At 73.4% G+C, this 15342-nt stretch carries 17 protein-coding genes; 6 read left to right on the top strand and 11 right to left on the bottom strand.

Features of this window, described 5'->3' with window-relative positions:
• Window positions 1-40: 40 nt before the first annotated feature.
• A complete protein-coding gene (locus tag ACFWN3_RS15350; protein WP_377641024.1) occupies window positions 41-268 on the top strand; it encodes a hypothetical protein in 228 nt (75 codons plus the stop codon).
• 6 nt (window positions 269-274) lie between these two features.
• Here ACFWN3_RS15350 and ACFWN3_RS15345 read toward each other — a convergent pair whose 3' ends face one another.
• On the bottom strand, window positions 275-721 hold the full coding sequence (locus tag ACFWN3_RS15345; RefSeq protein WP_377641023.1) for a VOC family protein: 447 nt from the start codon (window positions 719-721) through the stop codon (window positions 275-277).
• Window positions 706-1605 carry a RecB family exonuclease gene (locus tag ACFWN3_RS15340; protein ID WP_377641021.1) on the bottom strand — a complete coding sequence of 300 codons (900 nt, stop codon included), beginning with the start codon at window positions 1603-1605 and terminating at the stop codon, window positions 706-708. The genes ACFWN3_RS15345 and ACFWN3_RS15340 overlap by 16 nt, the downstream gene beginning before the upstream one ends.
• 78 nt (window positions 1606-1683) lie before the next feature.
• On the opposite strand from ACFWN3_RS15340, the gene ACFWN3_RS15335 reads away from it, so the two are divergent.
• Both ACFWN3_RS15335 and ACFWN3_RS15330 read left to right on the top strand, forming a co-directional pair.
• The gene (locus ACFWN3_RS15335) at window positions 1684-2547 is read left to right on the top strand and encodes a methylenetetrahydrofolate reductase (RefSeq protein ID WP_377641019.1); all 864 of its coding nucleotides are present in this window, start codon (window positions 1684-1686) and stop codon (window positions 2545-2547) included.
• 22 nt (window positions 2548-2569) lie between these two features.
• Window positions 2570-3454 (top strand): homocysteine S-methyltransferase family protein, encoded by an 885-nt coding sequence (locus ACFWN3_RS15330; protein WP_377641017.1) that lies wholly within the window; start codon window positions 2570-2572, stop codon window positions 3452-3454.
• Between the two features lie 15 nt (window positions 3455-3469).
• Here the strand turns inward: ACFWN3_RS15330 and ACFWN3_RS15325 are convergent, their stop codons facing one another.
• From ACFWN3_RS15325 to ACFWN3_RS15315, 3 genes are all read right to left on the bottom strand, one after another.
• Window positions 3470-4675, bottom strand: coding sequence for a vanadium-dependent haloperoxidase (locus tag ACFWN3_RS15325; RefSeq protein WP_377641016.1), 1206 nt, complete (start codon window positions 4673-4675; stop codon window positions 3470-3472).
• Window positions 4676-4746: 71 nt separating this feature from the next.
• Window positions 4747-5370, bottom strand: coding sequence for a LuxR C-terminal-related transcriptional regulator (locus ACFWN3_RS15320; protein ID WP_377641014.1), 624 nt, complete (start codon window positions 5368-5370; stop codon window positions 4747-4749).
• A 103-nt stretch (window positions 5371-5473) separates the two neighbouring features.
• The gene (locus ACFWN3_RS15315; protein ID WP_377641012.1) at window positions 5474-6112 is read right to left on the bottom strand and encodes an FMN-dependent NADH-azoreductase; all 639 of its coding nucleotides are present in this window, start codon (window positions 6110-6112) and stop codon (window positions 5474-5476) included.
• A 98-nt stretch (window positions 6113-6210) separates the two neighbouring features.
• Between ACFWN3_RS15315 and ACFWN3_RS15310 the strand changes: the two genes are divergently transcribed.
• Window positions 6211-6771: a MarR family winged helix-turn-helix transcriptional regulator gene (locus ACFWN3_RS15310; protein ID WP_377641010.1), complete on the top strand. Its 561-nt coding sequence runs from the start codon at window positions 6211-6213 to the stop codon at window positions 6769-6771.
• Window positions 6772-6781: 10 nt separating this feature from the next.
• On the opposite strand, the gene ACFWN3_RS15305 is transcribed toward ACFWN3_RS15310, so the two are convergent.
• From ACFWN3_RS15305 to ACFWN3_RS15285, 5 genes are read right to left on the bottom strand one after another with little or no spacing between them, the layout of a single operon-like run.
• Window positions 6782-7378 carry a DUF1638 domain-containing protein gene (locus ACFWN3_RS15305; RefSeq protein WP_377641009.1) on the bottom strand — a complete coding sequence of 199 codons (597 nt, stop codon included), beginning with the start codon at window positions 7376-7378 and terminating at the stop codon, window positions 6782-6784.
• Between the two features lie 25 nt (window positions 7379-7403).
• Window positions 7404-9374 carry an ASKHA domain-containing protein gene (locus ACFWN3_RS15300; RefSeq protein WP_377641007.1) on the bottom strand — a complete coding sequence of 657 codons (1971 nt, stop codon included), beginning with the start codon at window positions 9372-9374 and terminating at the stop codon, window positions 7404-7406.
• On the bottom strand, window positions 9371-10294 hold the full coding sequence (locus ACFWN3_RS15295) for a dihydropteroate synthase (RefSeq protein ID WP_377641005.1): 924 nt from the start codon (window positions 10292-10294) through the stop codon (window positions 9371-9373). The genes ACFWN3_RS15300 and ACFWN3_RS15295 overlap by 4 nt, the downstream gene beginning before the upstream one ends.
• Window positions 10291-10956, bottom strand: a complete 666-nt coding sequence (locus ACFWN3_RS15290) for a corrinoid protein (protein ID WP_377641003.1) — start codon at window positions 10954-10956, stop codon at window positions 10291-10293. The genes ACFWN3_RS15295 and ACFWN3_RS15290 overlap by 4 nt, the downstream gene beginning before the upstream one ends.
• The gene (locus ACFWN3_RS15285) at window positions 10953-11720 is read right to left on the bottom strand and encodes an IclR family transcriptional regulator (RefSeq protein ID WP_377641001.1); all 768 of its coding nucleotides are present in this window, start codon (window positions 11718-11720) and stop codon (window positions 10953-10955) included. Before ACFWN3_RS15285 ends, ACFWN3_RS15290 begins: the two co-directional genes overlap by 4 nt.
• A gap of 44 nt (window positions 11721-11764) precedes the next feature.
• Between ACFWN3_RS15285 and ACFWN3_RS15280 the strand changes: the two genes are divergently transcribed.
• Window positions 11765-13273 carry a trimethylamine methyltransferase family protein gene (locus ACFWN3_RS15280; RefSeq protein ID WP_377640999.1) on the top strand — a complete coding sequence of 503 codons (1509 nt, stop codon included), beginning with the start codon at window positions 11765-11767 and terminating at the stop codon, window positions 13271-13273.
• A gap of 16 nt (window positions 13274-13289) precedes the next feature.
• Window positions 13290-14678 (top strand): L-serine ammonia-lyase, encoded by a 1389-nt coding sequence (locus ACFWN3_RS15275; protein ID WP_377640998.1) that lies wholly within the window; start codon window positions 13290-13292, stop codon window positions 14676-14678.
• Here the strand turns inward: ACFWN3_RS15275 and ACFWN3_RS15270 are convergent.
• Window positions 14665-15330, bottom strand: a complete 666-nt coding sequence (locus tag ACFWN3_RS15270) for a Type 1 glutamine amidotransferase-like domain-containing protein (RefSeq protein WP_377640996.1) — start codon at window positions 15328-15330, stop codon at window positions 14665-14667. The genes ACFWN3_RS15275 and ACFWN3_RS15270 overlap by 14 nt on opposite strands.
• Window positions 15331-15342: the final 12 nt, after the last annotated feature.

Below are 15342 nucleotides of genomic sequence, written 5' to 3'. Positions count from 1 at the left end.
TTCATTGGACGCATGAGAAGCGAGTCCCGACACTGGAGACATGAGCACCTCCCAGCTGTGGACCACCGTCAAGGACGAGCTGCGCGCCCGGCGCGAGGCCCGTGAGCGCGTCGCCTCCCTCCGGGCCGACCTCGCCCACTACCGCACCCCCGCCGAGATCGACGACCTCATGGCCGCCGTCGACGCGCAGGAGGGCCCGGAGGCCGAGCTGATCCGCTCCGTCCTCTCGGACAACCTGCGCGCCTGGCAGGCCCGGATCAGCGCCTGAGCGAGGTCACTCGCCGGGCGTGGCGTCGATGACCGTCTCGGGCACGACGCGCAGCCCGATGGGACCCGGGTTCCACGCGACCTCCCAGCGGAACCCGTCGGGGTCGGCGAAGTACCCGGTGTAGCCACCCCACTCGCGCACGACGGCCTCGCCGACGGCGGCACCCGCCCGGCGCGCGAGCTCGAGCACGGCGTCGACCTCGCGCGGATGCGCGACGTTGTGCGCCAGCGTCATCGGCACGACTCCCGGCCCGGACAGGGCGGGCTCCCCCACCTCGGCCTCGAAGGCCGCCCGGTCCCACAGGGACAGCACGAGGCGCTCGCCGACGGGGACCATGAGCACCTCCCCCGGCACGTCGAGCTCGGGCTCCCACCCGAGGCCGTCGACGTAGAACGCGCGCGTGCGCTCGAGGTCGGTGACCGCCAGGGTCACGAAGCTCACTCGCTGGTCCACCGGGGCTCCTTCCGGTCGTCGGCGTCGTCGAGCGCCGCCCAGTCGGACTTCTCGGGCCCCGCGAGCTGGCCCTCGGGGCAGTGCGCCCGCAGGTCGCACCAGCCGCAGAGCGGACCGGGCCGCGGCGGGAACAGCTCGCTGTCGGCGCCCTTCTCGGCGTGGTCGCGGTCGGCACGGCGGGCGTCGCGGGCGATGGAGCGGGCCTGCTCGACCTTGCGGGCCAGCGACTCGGGGGTGTGCTCGTGCCCGACCACCGTCCCGCTCGGCACGTGGTGGAGCTCGACGCGCAGCGTGCGGCGGCGGAACATCTTCCAGACGGCGGCGGCGTAGAGCGCGAGCGGCAGGGAGGTGCGGGCGTCGTCGGCGGTGGGGACGACCCGCGAGGTCTTGTAGTCGACGACGACGAGCTCGCCGTCGCGGTCGTCGAGGCGGTCGACCCGCCCGGTGAGGCGCAGCTCGCCGCTGACGAACGAGACGGTGCGCTCGACGCCGACCGGCTGGCGGGCGGGGTCGACGTCGGCGAGGTAGCCCGTGACGGCCTCGCGCATCCGCCCCCGCCACTGCGCCGACTGCGCGGCGTCGCGGAAGCCGACGTCGATCCAGGCGCGGTCGACGAGCCCGGCGCCGGCGTCGGGGCGGCGCTCCGGGAGGTCCCACCAGTCGCGCAGGGCGTGGTGGACGGCGTTGCCGACCGAGGTGTGGGCCCGCTGGCGCCGCTTCTCGGGCGACGGGCGGTCGAGGTACTGGAGGCGGTAGCGGCGCGGGCAGTCGAGAAAGGCGAGCAGCTTGCTCGGGCTCGCCGCCCAGAGCGGCTCGGGCACGCCGGTGAGGGGCAGGGCGGCCTGCCCGGCCCCGACCCCCTCGACGACGCTCCCCGGATCCATGTCCGCAGACGCTAGCGCCGGGGACCGACGGCCCCTACGCTGGACACGTCAGGTGCGTATGACGAGACAGGTTGCACGATGAGCAACGAGTTGCCGACCGTCGCCCTCGCCCGTCTCCTCGAGGGGGCGCGGTACGAGGTCATGCCCACGGCCTCGATCGCCGACACGGTCCGCGCCCACGTCCCGACCTCCGTCCCCGTCACCGTCACGGCCGCGCCGGGCAAGGGGCTGGCCGCCACCCTCGACCTCGCGACCTCCCTCGCCGACTCCGGCTACCGCGTCGTGCCGCACCTCGCCGCCCGGATGGTCTCGGGGCGGGCCGAGCTCGTCGAGATCGTCGCGCGGCTCAAGGAGCACGACGTTACCGCCGTGTTCGTCCCCGCCGGCGACGCCGACCCCCCGGCTGGGCCCTACCACGGTGCCGTCGACCTCCTGCGCGACCTCGACGAGGTCGGGCACCCGTTCACCCACGTCGGCATCACGGGCTACCCCGAGTCGCACCCCACCATCGACGACGACGTCACCGTCCAGGCGATGTGGGACAAGCGGCGCCACGCCACGCACGTCGTGTCGAACATGACCTTCGACGCCGAGCACCTCGCGACGTGGTGCGAGCGCGTCCGCCGGCGCGGGGTGACCCTCCCCCTCCTCGTCGGCGTCCCGGGCCCCGTCGAGCGCACCAAGCTCCTCGGCATGGCGACGAAGATCGGTGTGGGAGAGTCACTTCGGTTCCTGCGCAAGCAGCGGTCGGTCTTCGCCCGCATCGCCGCCCCCGGCTTCTCCACCGACCGGTTCGTCAGCCGGGTGGCGGCCCTCGCGGCGAACGAGGCCCTGGGCATCGAGGGCCTGCACGTCTTCACCTTCAACCAGGTCGAGGTCATCGAGGCGTGGCGCCGCCGGATGCTCGAGGAGGCCGTCGAGGCCCGGAGCCGTCCACGGTGACCCCGTGTCCTAGCGTGGGACCGTGACGAACCGACTGCTGGCCCTGCTCGACGGGCGCCCCGCCGTGTTCGACGGCGGCTACGGCTGGCTCCTCCAGGACCGCGGGCTGCCCATGGGCGAGTGCGCCGAGTCGTGGAACCTCGTCAACGGCGAGGCCGTCGCCGCGCTGCACGACGAGTACGCGGCCGCCGGCGCCCGCATCATCACGACGAACACCTTCGGGGCCACCGAGCCCCGGCTGGCCCAGCACGGCCTGTCCGGGCGCACCGAGGAGGTCAACCGGGCGGGCGCCGCGCTGGCCCGCGGCGTCGCCGACCGCCACGGCGCCCTCGTCGCCGGCGACATCGGTCCCACCGGAGAGCTGCTCGAGCCGCTCGGCGCGCTCACCGAGGACGACGCGACGGCGCTGTTCGCCGACCAGGTCCGCGGCCTCGTCGCCGGGGGTGCCGACCTCCTCCTCGTCGAGACGATGAGCGACCTCGGCGAGGCCCGTGCGGCGCTCGCCGCGGCTCGCGCCGTCGCCCCCGACCTGCCGGTCGCCGTCACCCTGTCCTTCGACACCAACCTGCGCACGATGATGGGCGTCACCCCGGCGGCCGCCGTCACCGCGCTCGTCGCCGACGGCGCCGACGCCGTGGGCGCGAACTGCGGGCGCGGCCCCGACGAGATGCGCACCATCGCCGAGCAGCTCGCCGCGGCACGTCCCGAGGGCGTCCTGCTCGTCGCCCAGTCCAACGCCGGGCTGCCCGAGCTCTCGGGCGCCGACTTCGTCTACACCGTCGGGCCCGAGGCGATGGCCGAGCACGCGCTGGAGCTGCGCGAGCTCGGCATCGACGTCATCGGCGCCTGCTGCGGGTCCTCGCCCGAGCACGTCCGGGCGATGGCCGCGGCCCTCGCCACCGGCTGAGGGCCGCGTTCCGGCTCAGCCCATGACCGCCGCCACGGCCCGGGCGGTGCGGTGCCCGAGGTCGTAGCCGTCCTCCATCGCGTCCCTGAAGTGCAGGCCGCCCCAGATGCGGGCGTGGAACGCGTCGTGCTCGAGCCCGTCGAGCGTGTAGGTGCGCTCCAGACCCATGACCGGGTTGCGCAGCGCCAGGCGGACGTCGTTCCCGAGCATCGCGCGCAGCGTCTCGGCGAACGGCGCCGTGACCGAGGCGTGGCCGCTGACGTAGTCGCTGTAGGCGGGGTTGGGGATCAACGGGGCCCACGCGGCGTCCTGGACGGTCATCGTGTCGCCGTCGTCGGCGATGTGGATCGCCTGGAACGGGCGCCAGAAGCCGACGTCGAACTTCAGCCGCCACGCGGCGATGACCGAGGTGGACGTCGCCGCGTCGAGCCGGGCGAACAGGTGGGTCGTCGCCGCCAGGCTCAGCGGCTCGGCGTCGAGGTGGCGGCACAGCGCGTCGCGGTACTGCAACGGGGTGATGTAGTTGAGGAACTGCGCCGTCTGGGTCTGCCACGCGGTCCGCATGGTCGACGTCGCCGAGCCGAGGAGGCGCACCTCGTCGTAGTGCGCGCGGTAGGCCGGCGTGCCGACGGCGTCCGGCCCGTCGAGGACGACGGGGGCGATGGAGACGACCGGGCGGAGGAAGCCCACCCAGGCCGCGGCCATGACGCCACCGGTCGGCGGCTGCCAGACGCCGATCCCCGGGGGCTTCGAGTAGACCCTCGACGCGTCGAGGTAGCCGTCACCGGCACGGGACGCGATCATCGCCGCCGCGGCGGCCTTCCCGATGCGCACGCCCTTGGCCTTGGCGGCGACGTTCGGGACCCGCGCCAGGCTGGCCGCGAGGTCGGCGTCGAGCTGGCCCGAGAACGCCCCGTAGTACCTGACGAGGACGTCGTGCGCGGCGGACGCCACGGCGGCGCGCGCCGCGTTGGCGCCCATCCCGTGCGTCGCGCGCACGGCGGCGTCGACCGCCAGCGAGGTGAACGCGAGCGGGTGCACGCCGATCGGCGGGGGCGAGCCGCCGTCGAGGAAGATCGTGCGCAGGGCGATGCGCTGCCAGGCGACGGCGACCGACGACGGTGCGGCCGGGCCGGCGCTCGCGGAGGTGGCCTCGGCCCAGACGGCCAGGGGTGCGGAGAGGGCGGCGCCGAGGACGACGGTGCGGCGGCGGACGAGCATGGTGGCCTCCCGGGTTGACGACGTGGTCGTGTCCCAGTGTCGACAGCGCTCGAGCGCAGGGACATTCGCCGTCAGGCGAAGGTCCCGGTCCGCTCCACCGCGTGGAGTTCGGCGTCACGCCCCACCGCGGCGACGGCGGCCACCCGGTTGGTGACGCCGAGCTTCCGGTAGGCGTTCTCCAGGTGCTTGCGCACCGTGCACGGGGCGATGAAGAGCCGCTCGGCGACCTCGGCGTTCGAGCGCCCGACGGCCACTTCGCGCAGGACCCGCCGCTCCTGCACCGTGAGGGACAGGGGCATGGCGGCCGCCGGGTGCGCACGCAGGAGGCGCTCGAGGGCGGGCGCGACGAGGCCGACGATGGCCTCCTCGCGGGCCGAGAAGGGGTCCGGGCGGGCCATCCAGAGCTCGACGAGGTGGCGCCCGCGGCGCACCCGGACGAGGAGGACCTCGGCCCCGGGACCGTGGTGGTCGTGGTCGAGGTGCGGGTACCAGCCGACCCGGTGGACCCCGAGCGGGAGCGTCAGGTCGGCGTCCCCGGGGTCGACGAGGACGACGCCCGAGGACTGCGAGCCGACGAGCCGGGCGAGGTGGCGCAGCACGACGTCACCGGGCGGGGCGGCCTCCGGGTCGGGTTCGGCGGCGATGATGGCGCGCACCGAGGCCTGCTCGGTCTCGTGCAGCATCAGCCGGGTCATGGCGGCCCCTCTCCTCGCCGGTCCACGCTAGCGACGACGCCGACCTGCGGCCATGGCCCGTCGGGGCCATGGCCGCGGGTCCGGAGGGGTCCGAACGGGCCGGTCAGGCGGCGCGTCGGGCCAGGGCGAGCCCGGCCTCGACGGCGGCCTCCTCGGCGGTCTTGCGCAGGAGCGTGCCGAGCTCGAGGAACTCGTCGAGGGCGGGGTTGACGCCGGCGAGGGTCATCTCGCGCTCGACGAGGGTGAGGTCGGCGCCCCAGACGTCGACGAGGACACGGCGCAGGTAGTCGGTGCTGTGGTCCCACCCCTCCTTCGGCGTCCCCGGGGCGTAGGAGCCGCCGCGGGTCACGAGCGCGACGACCGGGGTGCCCTCGAGGAGCCGGCTGCCGGGCTCGGCCCCGGCGATGGCGAGGTCGATCCAGGCCTTGACGTGCTGGGAGACGCCCCAGTTGTACAGCGGCAGGGCGAGGACCGCCGCGTCGGCGTCGCGCAGCTCGGCCGCGAGCGTCGCGGCGAGGGCGAGGGCGACGACCTGCTCGGGTGAGCGGTCGGCCTCCGGCGTGAAGGAGCCGCCGATGGCGAGCAGCCAGGCGTCGGCGGGCAGCGGGTCCGCCCCGAGGTGGCGGCGCACGACGGGCTCGTCGGGACGGGCGGCCGCGTGGTGCTCGAGGACGAGGTCGGCGAGCGCGCTGCTCGCCGAGCGCGGGCCCTGGATGCTGGCGTCGATGCGCAGGACGGTCATGGAGGTCTCCTCAGGAATGGTGACTTGAATGTTCAAGTAGTGCCGGACCACCGTACGTCGAAGGACTTGAATGTTCAACCCAGGGGTAGACTGGGCCCATGTCCCCTGTCCGCGACACCGCCGCCGGCACCTCCGCCGACGCCTCGGCCGCCGGGCCCGTGCCCTGGCTCGACGACGCCCAGCTCCACGACTGGCGCTCGCTCATGTCGCTCGTCGCGGTGCTGCCGAGCGCCCTCGACACCCAGCTCAAGCGCGACGCGGGCGTCAACGCCTTCGAGTACCACGTCCTCGCCGCGCTGTCCGAGGCCCCCGAGCGCACCCTCCAGCTGAGCGACCTGGCCCACCTCTCCCGCGGGTCGCTGTCACGCCTGTCGCACGCGGTCACCCGCCTCGAGCGCGACGGCTGGCTCACCCGCACCCTCTGCACCGGCGACGGCGCCGGCCGGCGGGTCGAGGCGCGGCTGACCGAGGCGGGGTGGGCGAAGATCCGCGAGACCGCGCCCGGTCACGTCCGCGAGGCCCGCCGCCTCGTCGTCGACGTCCTCTCCGAGGCCGAGCTGCGGACCCTCGGGGCCGCCGCCCGCAAGGTCGCGAAGGCGGCCGGGCTCGACCTCGAGTCGTGCGACGGCGACGCCACGTGCGCCGGTCCTTCCTGCTAGCCCCTCGCCCTCAGGCGCGCTCGGCCAGGAGGTCGGCCAGGGCGCGGTCGAGGCCGCCGGCTCCGGTGTGCCGCACCTCGAGCGGCAGGCCGATGCGCTCGGCCGCCTCGTGCGCGAGCGTCCTCAGCTCCGCCTGCTCCGCGGGGTCGCTCGTCTGGACGAGCCACACGACCCGGGTGTAGTGCCGGAAGTAGTCGTCCCGCAGCTCGGGGTGGCGGTCCAGCCCCAGCTCGTGGATGACGGTGCGGGAGAACGACCTCACGAGGAAGTCGGTGAGCAGGTAGGTCCCCGGCTCGTCGGTGGTCAGCGACTCGACGGTCGGCGGCCCCGCGAAGAGGTCGTAGCAGTGCAGGCCGGGCAGCCGCTCGACACCCAACCGGTCGCAGACGGCGTCGAGGGCGCCGTAGGTGCCGCAGTCGGCGTACCCGACGGCGACCCGGTCGTAGCGCGAACGGAGCTCGCCGACCATCCGCTCGACCTCACCCGCGATGCGTTCCGGGCGGTTGTGGAGCAGGGGCGGCAGGGGGTGGACGTCCACCGCCCAGCCGTGCCGCGCGACGGCGTCGGCGGCCGGCTGGGCGATGGCGCCGCACGCGACGAGCGCCACCCGGGCGCGTGCGGCACCCCGGTCCTCAGACCGGGAAGGCGAGCTGGTCGACGAAGCGGTCGTTGAAGTCGGGGCGGTCGGAGAGCTCGACATAGCGCACCTCCTCGAGCAGTGCGTCGGCGCCGGCCCGCTCGCGGGCCGACAGGAGCACCATCTTCGCCCCCTCGCCGGCGACGTTGCCGGCCGAGACGATCCGCAGCACCGGCAGCTTCGGGACCAGCCCGATCCGCACGGCCGACGCGGGCGAGAGGTAGGAGCCGAACGAGCCGGCGAGGAGCACCTGCTGGACGTCGCGCGGCTCGACCCCGAGCTCCTCGAGGAGCAGGGTCCACCCGGTGGAGATCGCCGCCTTGGCGAACTGCAGCTCGCGCACGTCGCGCTGAGAGAGGTAGACCGACTCGGTCGTCGGGGCGTCGGGGGTCGGCCGGTGGAGGACGAAGACCCGCTCCCCCGCCCCGACCGTCGTCAGCCGTGGAGCCAGGAGCGGGAGGTCGCGGGCGGCGTCCTCCTCGGGGACGAACCGTCCGGAGGCGTCGAGCAGCCCGACCCGCCACAGCTCGGCGACGGCGTCGACGAGGCCGGAACCGCACAGGCCCCGCGGCTCGACGTCGCCGATGACCCCGAGCGTCACCGCCGCGTCGGCGTCCTGCGCGGCGGGGTCGAGCTTGATGACCTCGATCGCGCCGTCGGCCGCGCGCATCCCGCACCGGATGGCGCCGCCCTCGAAGGCCGGTCCGGCGGGCGCGGCGGTGGTGACGATGCGCTCGCCGTCGCTGAGGGCGATCTCGCAGTTGGTCCCGACGTCGATGAACAGGCGCACCCGCTTGTCGCGGTCGAGCCCGCTCGCGAGCATCCCGGCGACGATGTCGCCGCCGACGTAGGCCCCGAGGGCCGGGAAGAGCACGGCCCGGGCACCGGGGTGGACGGTGAGGCCGAGGTCGGTGGCCATGAGCATCGGCCAGTCGGCGCTCACCTGGATGAACGGGGCGACACCGAGCGGCTCGGGGTCGATGCCGAGGAGCAGGGCCGTCATCGTCGCGTTGCCGGCCAGCGCGACCTCGTACACCTCCTCGGGCGCGATCCCACCCTCGGTGAGCACCTCGTCGGCGAGCTCGGCGAGGGTCTGCTGGGCCAGGGAGGTGAGCCGGCCGAGGGCCTCGGGGTCCATCATCGTCGCGCTGATCCGGGTGATGACGTCGCCGCCGAAGGGCTGCTGCTTGTTGAGGATCGACGACACCGCCACCGGCGTGCCGGTCTCGAGGTCGAGCAGGGTGGCGACGACGGTCGTCGTGCCGAGGTCGTAGGCGATGGCGTGCCGCCGACCGGTGGTGTCGCCGGGCTCGACGTCGATGAGGGTCTCGTCGACGACGACCGCGGTCACCTTGAAGTCGCTGTCGCGCAGCACCTTCGGCAAGCGCCTCAGGGCGTGGAGGTCGGGCTCGATGGTGAGGTCCTCGATGGCGTCACGGAGCCGGCGGAGGTCGGTGCGCTGGTCGGCGAGGGTGGGCTCGGTCAGCTCGACGTACCGCTTCTGGACCGCGGGCCGCAGGATGACCTGGCGCCCGACGCCGACGGTCGAGGCCTTCGGGCGGGTCACGAGGGGCGGGACCTCGAGCCCGAGGTCGTGGGTCGCCTTGACGAGGCACGCGAGCCGCCAGCCGTCGCCCACCTGCTCGTCGGAGAAGGTGCGCCGGTCGTGGCGGGTGACCGGCGCACTGCCCGACGTCACCCGCACGAGGCACTTGCGGCACGTGCCGTGACCGCCGCAGGTCGAGTCGATGGCGATGCCGTTCCACGACGCGGCGTCGAAGACCGACACCCCCGGCGGCACCCGCACCGTGCGGTTGGCGGGCGTGAAGCTCAGCTGCACCCGACCGGTGCCCTCATGGGCCTCCTCGCCCGAGCCGACGGTCGGGGGCGGCTCGAGGAGGCCCTCGCGCCGCATCCCGTCGACGACGTCCTCGAACGGCGCTCCCGGACCGCGCTCGCCGCTCACGCCGTTCCGGCGGCCACGGTCGCGGCCTCGGCGGCCGCCGCCTCCGCTGCCTGCGCGGCCTGGCGGCGGCGGTGCGTGGCGATCCACGCCGAGCCCCACTCGTCGTTGCCGAGGAGGAGGTCGGCCGCCCGCACGGCGTCGACGACGTGCGGGGTGCGGGCGTCCATGATCGCGCTCGTCATGCCGGCGGACATCGCGAGCGGCAGCCAGGCGCCGTTGATCGCGTGCCGGCCGGGCATGCCGAAGCTGACGTTGGACGCGCCGCACGTGGTGTTCAGGCCCCATCGCTCGCGGATGCCGCGGATGACCTCGAGGGTCACCCGGCCCACCGTCGAGTCGGCGCCGATCGGCATGGCGAGGGGGTCGATGACGATGTCGTCGATCGCGATCCCGTACTCCTGCGTGGCGACCCGGACGATCTTCTCGGTCAGCAGGAGGCGCTTCTCGGCCTCCATCGGGATCTCGTCGTGGTCGTTGGGCAGCGCGACGATCGCGGCGTCGTACTTCTTGACGAGCGGCAGGATCGCCTCGAGCCGGTCGTCCTCGGCCGTCACCGAGTTGACGAGGGCACGCCCCTGGTAGGTGGCGAGCCCGGCCTCGAGCGCCTCGACGACCGAGGAGTCGATGCAGATCGGCAGGTCGGTGACCCGCTGGACGAGCTGGATCGCCCGCACGAGCAGGTCGGCCTCGTCGGTGAGGGGGACGCCCATGTTGATGTCGAGCACGTCGGCCCCGCCGGCGACCTGGGAGGCGACGTCCTTCTCGATGATCGACAGGTCGCCCTCGCGCAGGGCCTTCTGGAGCACGGGGCGACCGGTGGGGTTGATCCGCTCGCCGATGACGCAGAACGGCTGGTCGGCCGCGATGACGACCTCCTTGGTCGCCGAGCGCAGCACCGTGCGACGCAGGGGGGCGCTCACGCGGACACCATCGAACGGCGGGCCTCGAGCAGGGCCTTGGCCCGCTTGACGGTGGCGGACGCGTCGGAGGCGTACCCGTCGGCGCCGACCGCGTCGGCGTACTCCTGGGTGACGGGGGCGCCGCCCACCATGACGATGACCGTGTCGCGCAGGCCGGCCTTCTGGAGCGCGTTGATGTTGGCCTTGAACATCGGCATCGTCGTCGTGAGGAAGGCCGAGAAGCCGACGATGTCGGGCTGGTGCTCCTCGATCGCGGCGACGAACTTCTCGGGCGCCACCTGCACGCCGAGGTCGATGACCTCGAAGCCGGCACCCTCGAGCATGATGTTGACGAGGTTCTTGCCGATGTCGTGGACGTCGCCCTTGACCGTCCCCATGAGGAACTTGCCGATCGTCTCGACGCCGGTCTCGGCGAGGAGCGGGCGCAGCACCTCCATCGACCCGGCCATCGCGCGGCCGGCGATGAGCATCTCGGGGACGAAGAAGTCGCCGCGCTCGAACCGGGCGCCGACCTCCTCGAGGGCGGGGATCAGCGCGTCGAACAGGAGCGTTCCGGGCGCCATGTCCATGCCGAGCGCCTGGTGGGTGAGGTCGAGGACCGCGGGGCCGTTCCCGACGAGCGTCTCGTCGTACAACCCCTGGAGGATCTCGTCGGGAGTCATGCTGCGCCTTCCTGTGGGTGGTGGTCGAGACGGGCCGACAACGCCCTGGCGTGGGCGGCGACGAGGGCACCGGTGGACCGGAGGTCCGCGGCGAGCCGTGAGGTGGGACCCGAGATCCCCAGGGCGGCCACGACGGTGCCGTGGCGGCGGACGGGGGCGGCGACCCCGGTGAGGCCGGGCTCGAGCTCGTCGACCGTCGTGGCGAAGCCGTCCTGGCGGATCCCGGGCAGCTGGGCCTCGAGGGCCGCGCCGGTGGTGACCGACACGGGGGTGAGGGCCTCGAGCCGGCCCGCAGGGACCGGGAGCGCGCCGTGGGCGTAGAGGATCTTGCCGAGGGCCGAGCAGTGGGCCGGGACGTCGGTGCCGACCCAGTCGCGTGACCCGAGGTAGTAGGCGGAGTCGACCTGGGCGACCTGCACGACCGTGCCGCGGCGCGGGACACCGAGGTTCACCGTCTCGCCCGTGAGGTCGCCGAGCGCGCGCATCGTGGGCTCGGCCCCCTCGACGAGCTGGTCGTCGTCGGAACGCCGGGTGGCGTAGTGGTCGAAGAGCCCTCCGGGCGACCACCGGCCGTGGTCGTCGCGGGCGAGGAGCTCGGCGCGCTCGAGCGCCGCGAGGAGGCGTGAGGTCGTCGACCGGGCGAGCCCCGTGGCCGCCGCGAGCTCGGTGAAGGTGACGGGGCCCTCGGAGCGCACGACGCGCGCCAGCAGGTCGGCGGCCCGGTCGATCGACTGGGTGCCGGTGCCGGCGGTCGGGGTGCTCACGCGCGTCCTCTCAAAGTGGCCATCATGTGGAACCACAGTCCCACATGATGAGGCTAGGATGTGAGGTGGCTCACCGTCAACGTCGATCCGCCCGTCGAAAGGCCCCGCCCCCGATGTTCACGAACCGCATGCCCCGCTACGAGATCCTCTCGGCCGACGCCCTGGCGCAGCTCGATGCCGGCTGGCGTCGCCTCGTCACCGAGATCGGGGTGGAGTTCATGAGCGACCGGGCCCTGGACCTGTTCCGCGAGGCGGGACAGCGGGTCGAGGAGAACACCGTCTTCCTCGACCCCGAGTTCGTCCTCGAGCAGGTCGCCAAGGCGCCACGAGAGTTCGACGTCCAGGCGCGCAACCCCGCCAACAACATCCACATCGGCGGCGACTCGATGGCCTTCGGCGCCGTCTACGGCCCGCCGTTCGTCCGCGACGGCGAGATCCGCCGCGACGGGACCATGGAGGACTACCGGAACTTCGCCAAGCTGTCCCAGTCGTTCTCGGTGCTCGACTCCGCCGGCGGGGTCGTCTGCGAGCCCAACGACGCCCCGCTCGACTCGCGCCACCTCGACATGACGCTGGCCCTGATGACGCTCACCGACAAGGTGTTCATGGGCAACGTCGTCTCCGGGCCCAACGCGCGCGACGTCATCGCGATGTCGGAGATGCTCTTCGGCGGGCGCGAGGCGATCGAGGCCACCCCGGTCTCCATCAGCCTCATCAACTGCAACTCCCCGCTGCGCTGGGACGACCGGATGCTCGACGCGCTCTTCGAGTACGCCGCCGCCGCCCAGCCCGTCGTGCTGACCCCGTTCATCCTCATGGGCGCGATGTCGCCGGTCACCATCCCGGCGGCGCTCGTGCAGCAGATGGCCGAGGCCCTGTCCGGCATCGCGCTCGCGCAGCTGATCCGCCCGGGGTGCCCGGTGATCTTCGGGTCCTTCCTGTCGAACATCGACATGCAGTCGGGCTCCCCCACCTTCGGGACGCCCGAGTCGGGCATCGGACTGCTGTGCACCGGCCAGATCGCCCGCCACTTCGGCCTGCCGTTCCGCACCGGTGGCGGCCTCACCTCCTCGCAGGTCCCCGACGCCCAGGCCGGCTACGAGGCGCTGATGACGCTGATGCCGACCTTCCTCGCGGGCACCAACTGGGTCATGCACACCGCCGGGTGGCTCGAGGGCGGCCTCGTCGCCGGCTTCGAGAAGTTCGTCATCGACTGCCAGATCGTCGAGATGCTCCAGCACGAGTTCACGCCGCTCGAGATCGACGAGGGCTCGCTCGGCTTCGACGCCCACCAGGAGGTCGGCCACGGTGGCCACTTCCTCGGGTCGATGCACACGATGGAGCGCTTCCGCACCTGCTTCTACCGGCCCTTCCTCAACTCCTCCGAGAACTACGAGCGGTGGATGCGCAACGGGGCGCAGGACACGGCCACCCGGTCCGCGGCCATCTGGCGCAAGCGCCTCGAGGAGTACGAGCAGCCGGCGCTCGACGACGGCATCCACAGCCAGCTCGAGGACTTCGTGACCCGGCGTCGCCGAGAGCTCGGCGACTGAGGCAGGCTGTCCTCCCGTGGCCATCAGCGCGTTCGACCTCTTCTCCGTCGGGATCGGCCCGTCGAGCTCCCACACCGTGGGACCGATGCGGGCCGCCCACACCTTCGCCGACGGCCTCCGGTCCGAGGGGGTCCTCGAGCGCGTCGGTCGGGTGCGGGCCGAGCTCTTCGGCTCGCTCGGCGCCACCGGCCACGGCCACGGCTCGGTCAAGGCCGTCGTCCTCGGCCTCGAGGGCGAGAACCCCGAGACCACCGACCCGCGCCGGGCCGACCCGCGGCTCGAGGAGGTCCGCTCCTCGGGCGTCCTGCGGCTCGGCGGCACCCACGAGGTGGCGTGCACCGTCGACACCGACGTCGTGCTGCACCGCCGCGCGTCCCTGCCGTTCCACGCCAACGGGATGCGGTTCACGGCGTGGGAGTCGGCGACCCCGGCCGACGACGACGAGCCGCTGCTCCGGCGCGAGTACTACTCCGTCGGCGGCGGGTTCGTCCTCGACGAGGACGAGGTCGGCGGCAACCGGATCGTCCCCGACGAGACCCCGGTGCGGTACCCGTTCACGACGGGCAACCAGCTCCTCGAGCGCTGCGCCGAGTCGGGCCTGTCGATCAGCGGCGTCATGATGGCCAACGAGCTGTCGTGGCGCACCGAGGCCGAGGTCCGCTCGGGCCTGCTCCACCTCTGGGAGGTCATGCAGGAGTGCGTCGACAACGGGTGCCGCAGCACCGAAGGGGTGCTCCCGGGCGGCCTCAAGGTGCAGCGGCGCGCGCCGCGCCTGGCGCGCCAGCTGCGCTCCGAGCACGGCGGCGACCCGCTCGCGGCGATGGACTGGGTCACGCTCTACGCGCTGGCGGTGAACGAGGAGAACGCCTCGGGTGGGCGCATCGTCACGGCCCCCACCAACGGGGCCGCGGGCATCATCCCGGCGGTCCTGCACTACTACACGCGCTGGGTGCCGGGCGCGACCGACGACGAGGTCGTGGCCTTCCTCCTCACCGCCGCCGCCATCGGCACGCTGTACAAGGAGAACGCCTCGATCTCCGGCGCCGAGGTCGGCTGCCAGGGTGAGGTCGGCTCGGCCTGCTCGATGGCGGCCGGCGCCCTCGCCGAGGTCCTCGGCGGCACCCCCGACCAGGTCGAGAACGCCGCCGAGATCGGCATCGAGCACAACCTCGGCCTCACCTGCGACCCGGTCGGCGGCCTCGTCCAGATCCCGTGCATCGAGCGCAACGCCGTCGCCTCGGTCAAGGCGATCACCGCCGCTCGAATCGCGCTGCGCGGCAACGGCAAGCAGATCGTCTCGCTGGACAAGGCCATCAAGACGATGCGCGACACCGGCCGCGACATGAAGGTCAAGTACAAGGAGACCGCCCGCGGCGGGCTCGCCGTCAACGTCATCGAGTGTTGAGCGCCGCCCACCGGCCTTCCGAGACCACCTCGACGGTGTCCCCGACGACGGTGATGGCGGTCTGCTCGTCGATGACGTAGGCCGGGCCGCCGATCTCCTCGGCCCAGCGCTGCGCGTGCGCCATGGTGTTCGTCGGGAACAGGTCGAGGTGCGGGAAGATCGAGAAGTCGACGACGCCCAGGGTGCGGTCGTCCGTCGCCGCCGGCCACTCGACGAAGGAGTCGCCGATGCGCGGCGCCATGACCATGCTCCCCGCGCTCACCCCCACCCAGACGGTGTCGTCGAGCGACGGCAGCAGGTCGGCCAGCCCCGACTCGCGCACCCAGTGGGCCAGGTACGTCGCGTCGCCGCCGTCGACGAGGAGGACGTCCGCCGCCCGGACCCAGGGCACCCAGCGCTCGGGGCCGATGCTCGGCAGGGCGGTGAGCTCGAGGACGCCGAGCGAGGCCCAGCCGAGACCCGTGAGCGGACGCCAGCCCTCCTCCGCCGCGACGAGGCCGCGCACCGAGGGCGGGCCGCACATCGGGTGGCCCCACTGCGCCGTGGGGACCACGAGCGCGTGGCTCTGCTCGACGGGCTTGCCGAGGAGGTCGAGGAGCGCGGCGCGGATGCTCTGGTTCGTGACCCCGCCCGAGGTCAGCAACAGCTTCACGACGGTCATCGT

This window comes from Oryzobacter terrae (assembly GCF_042756445.1).
Classification (GTDB): Bacteria; Actinomycetota; Actinomycetes; order Actinomycetales; family Dermatophilaceae; genus Oryzobacter; species Oryzobacter terrae.
Note: the sequence above shows the minus strand (reverse complement) of the source record. Positions and strands in the feature narration are given on the sequence as shown.

Excerpts from the sequence above, each read along its gene's own strand:
- ACFWN3_RS15350 (WP_377641024.1), top strand. The coding sequence starts at position 41 with ATGAGCACCTCCCAGCTGTGGACCACCGTCAAGGACGAGCTGCGCGCC.
- ACFWN3_RS15340 (WP_377641021.1), bottom strand. The coding sequence starts at position 1,605 with ATGGATCCGGGGAGCGTCGTCGAGGGGGTCGGGGCCGGGCAGGCCGCC.
- ACFWN3_RS15335 (WP_377641019.1), top strand. The coding sequence starts at position 1,684 with ATGAGCAACGAGTTGCCGACCGTCGCCCTCGCCCGTCTCCTCGAGGGG.
- ACFWN3_RS15325 (WP_377641016.1), bottom strand. The coding sequence starts at position 4,675 with ATGCTCGTCCGCCGCCGCACCGTCGTCCTCGGCGCCGCCCTCTCCGCA.
- ACFWN3_RS15320 (WP_377641014.1), bottom strand. The coding sequence starts at position 5,370 with ATGACCCGGCTGATGCTGCACGAGACCGAGCAGGCCTCGGTGCGCGCC.
- ACFWN3_RS15315 (WP_377641012.1), bottom strand. The coding sequence starts at position 6,112 with ATGACCGTCCTGCGCATCGACGCCAGCATCCAGGGCCCGCGCTCGGCG.
- ACFWN3_RS15310 (WP_377641010.1), top strand. The coding sequence starts at position 6,211 with ATGTCCCCTGTCCGCGACACCGCCGCCGGCACCTCCGCCGACGCCTCG.
- ACFWN3_RS15290 (WP_377641003.1), bottom strand. The coding sequence starts at position 10,956 with ATGACTCCCGACGAGATCCTCCAGGGGTTGTACGACGAGACGCTCGTC.
- ACFWN3_RS15280 (WP_377640999.1), top strand. The coding sequence starts at position 11,765 with ATGATGAGGCTAGGATGTGAGGTGGCTCACCGTCAACGTCGATCCGCC.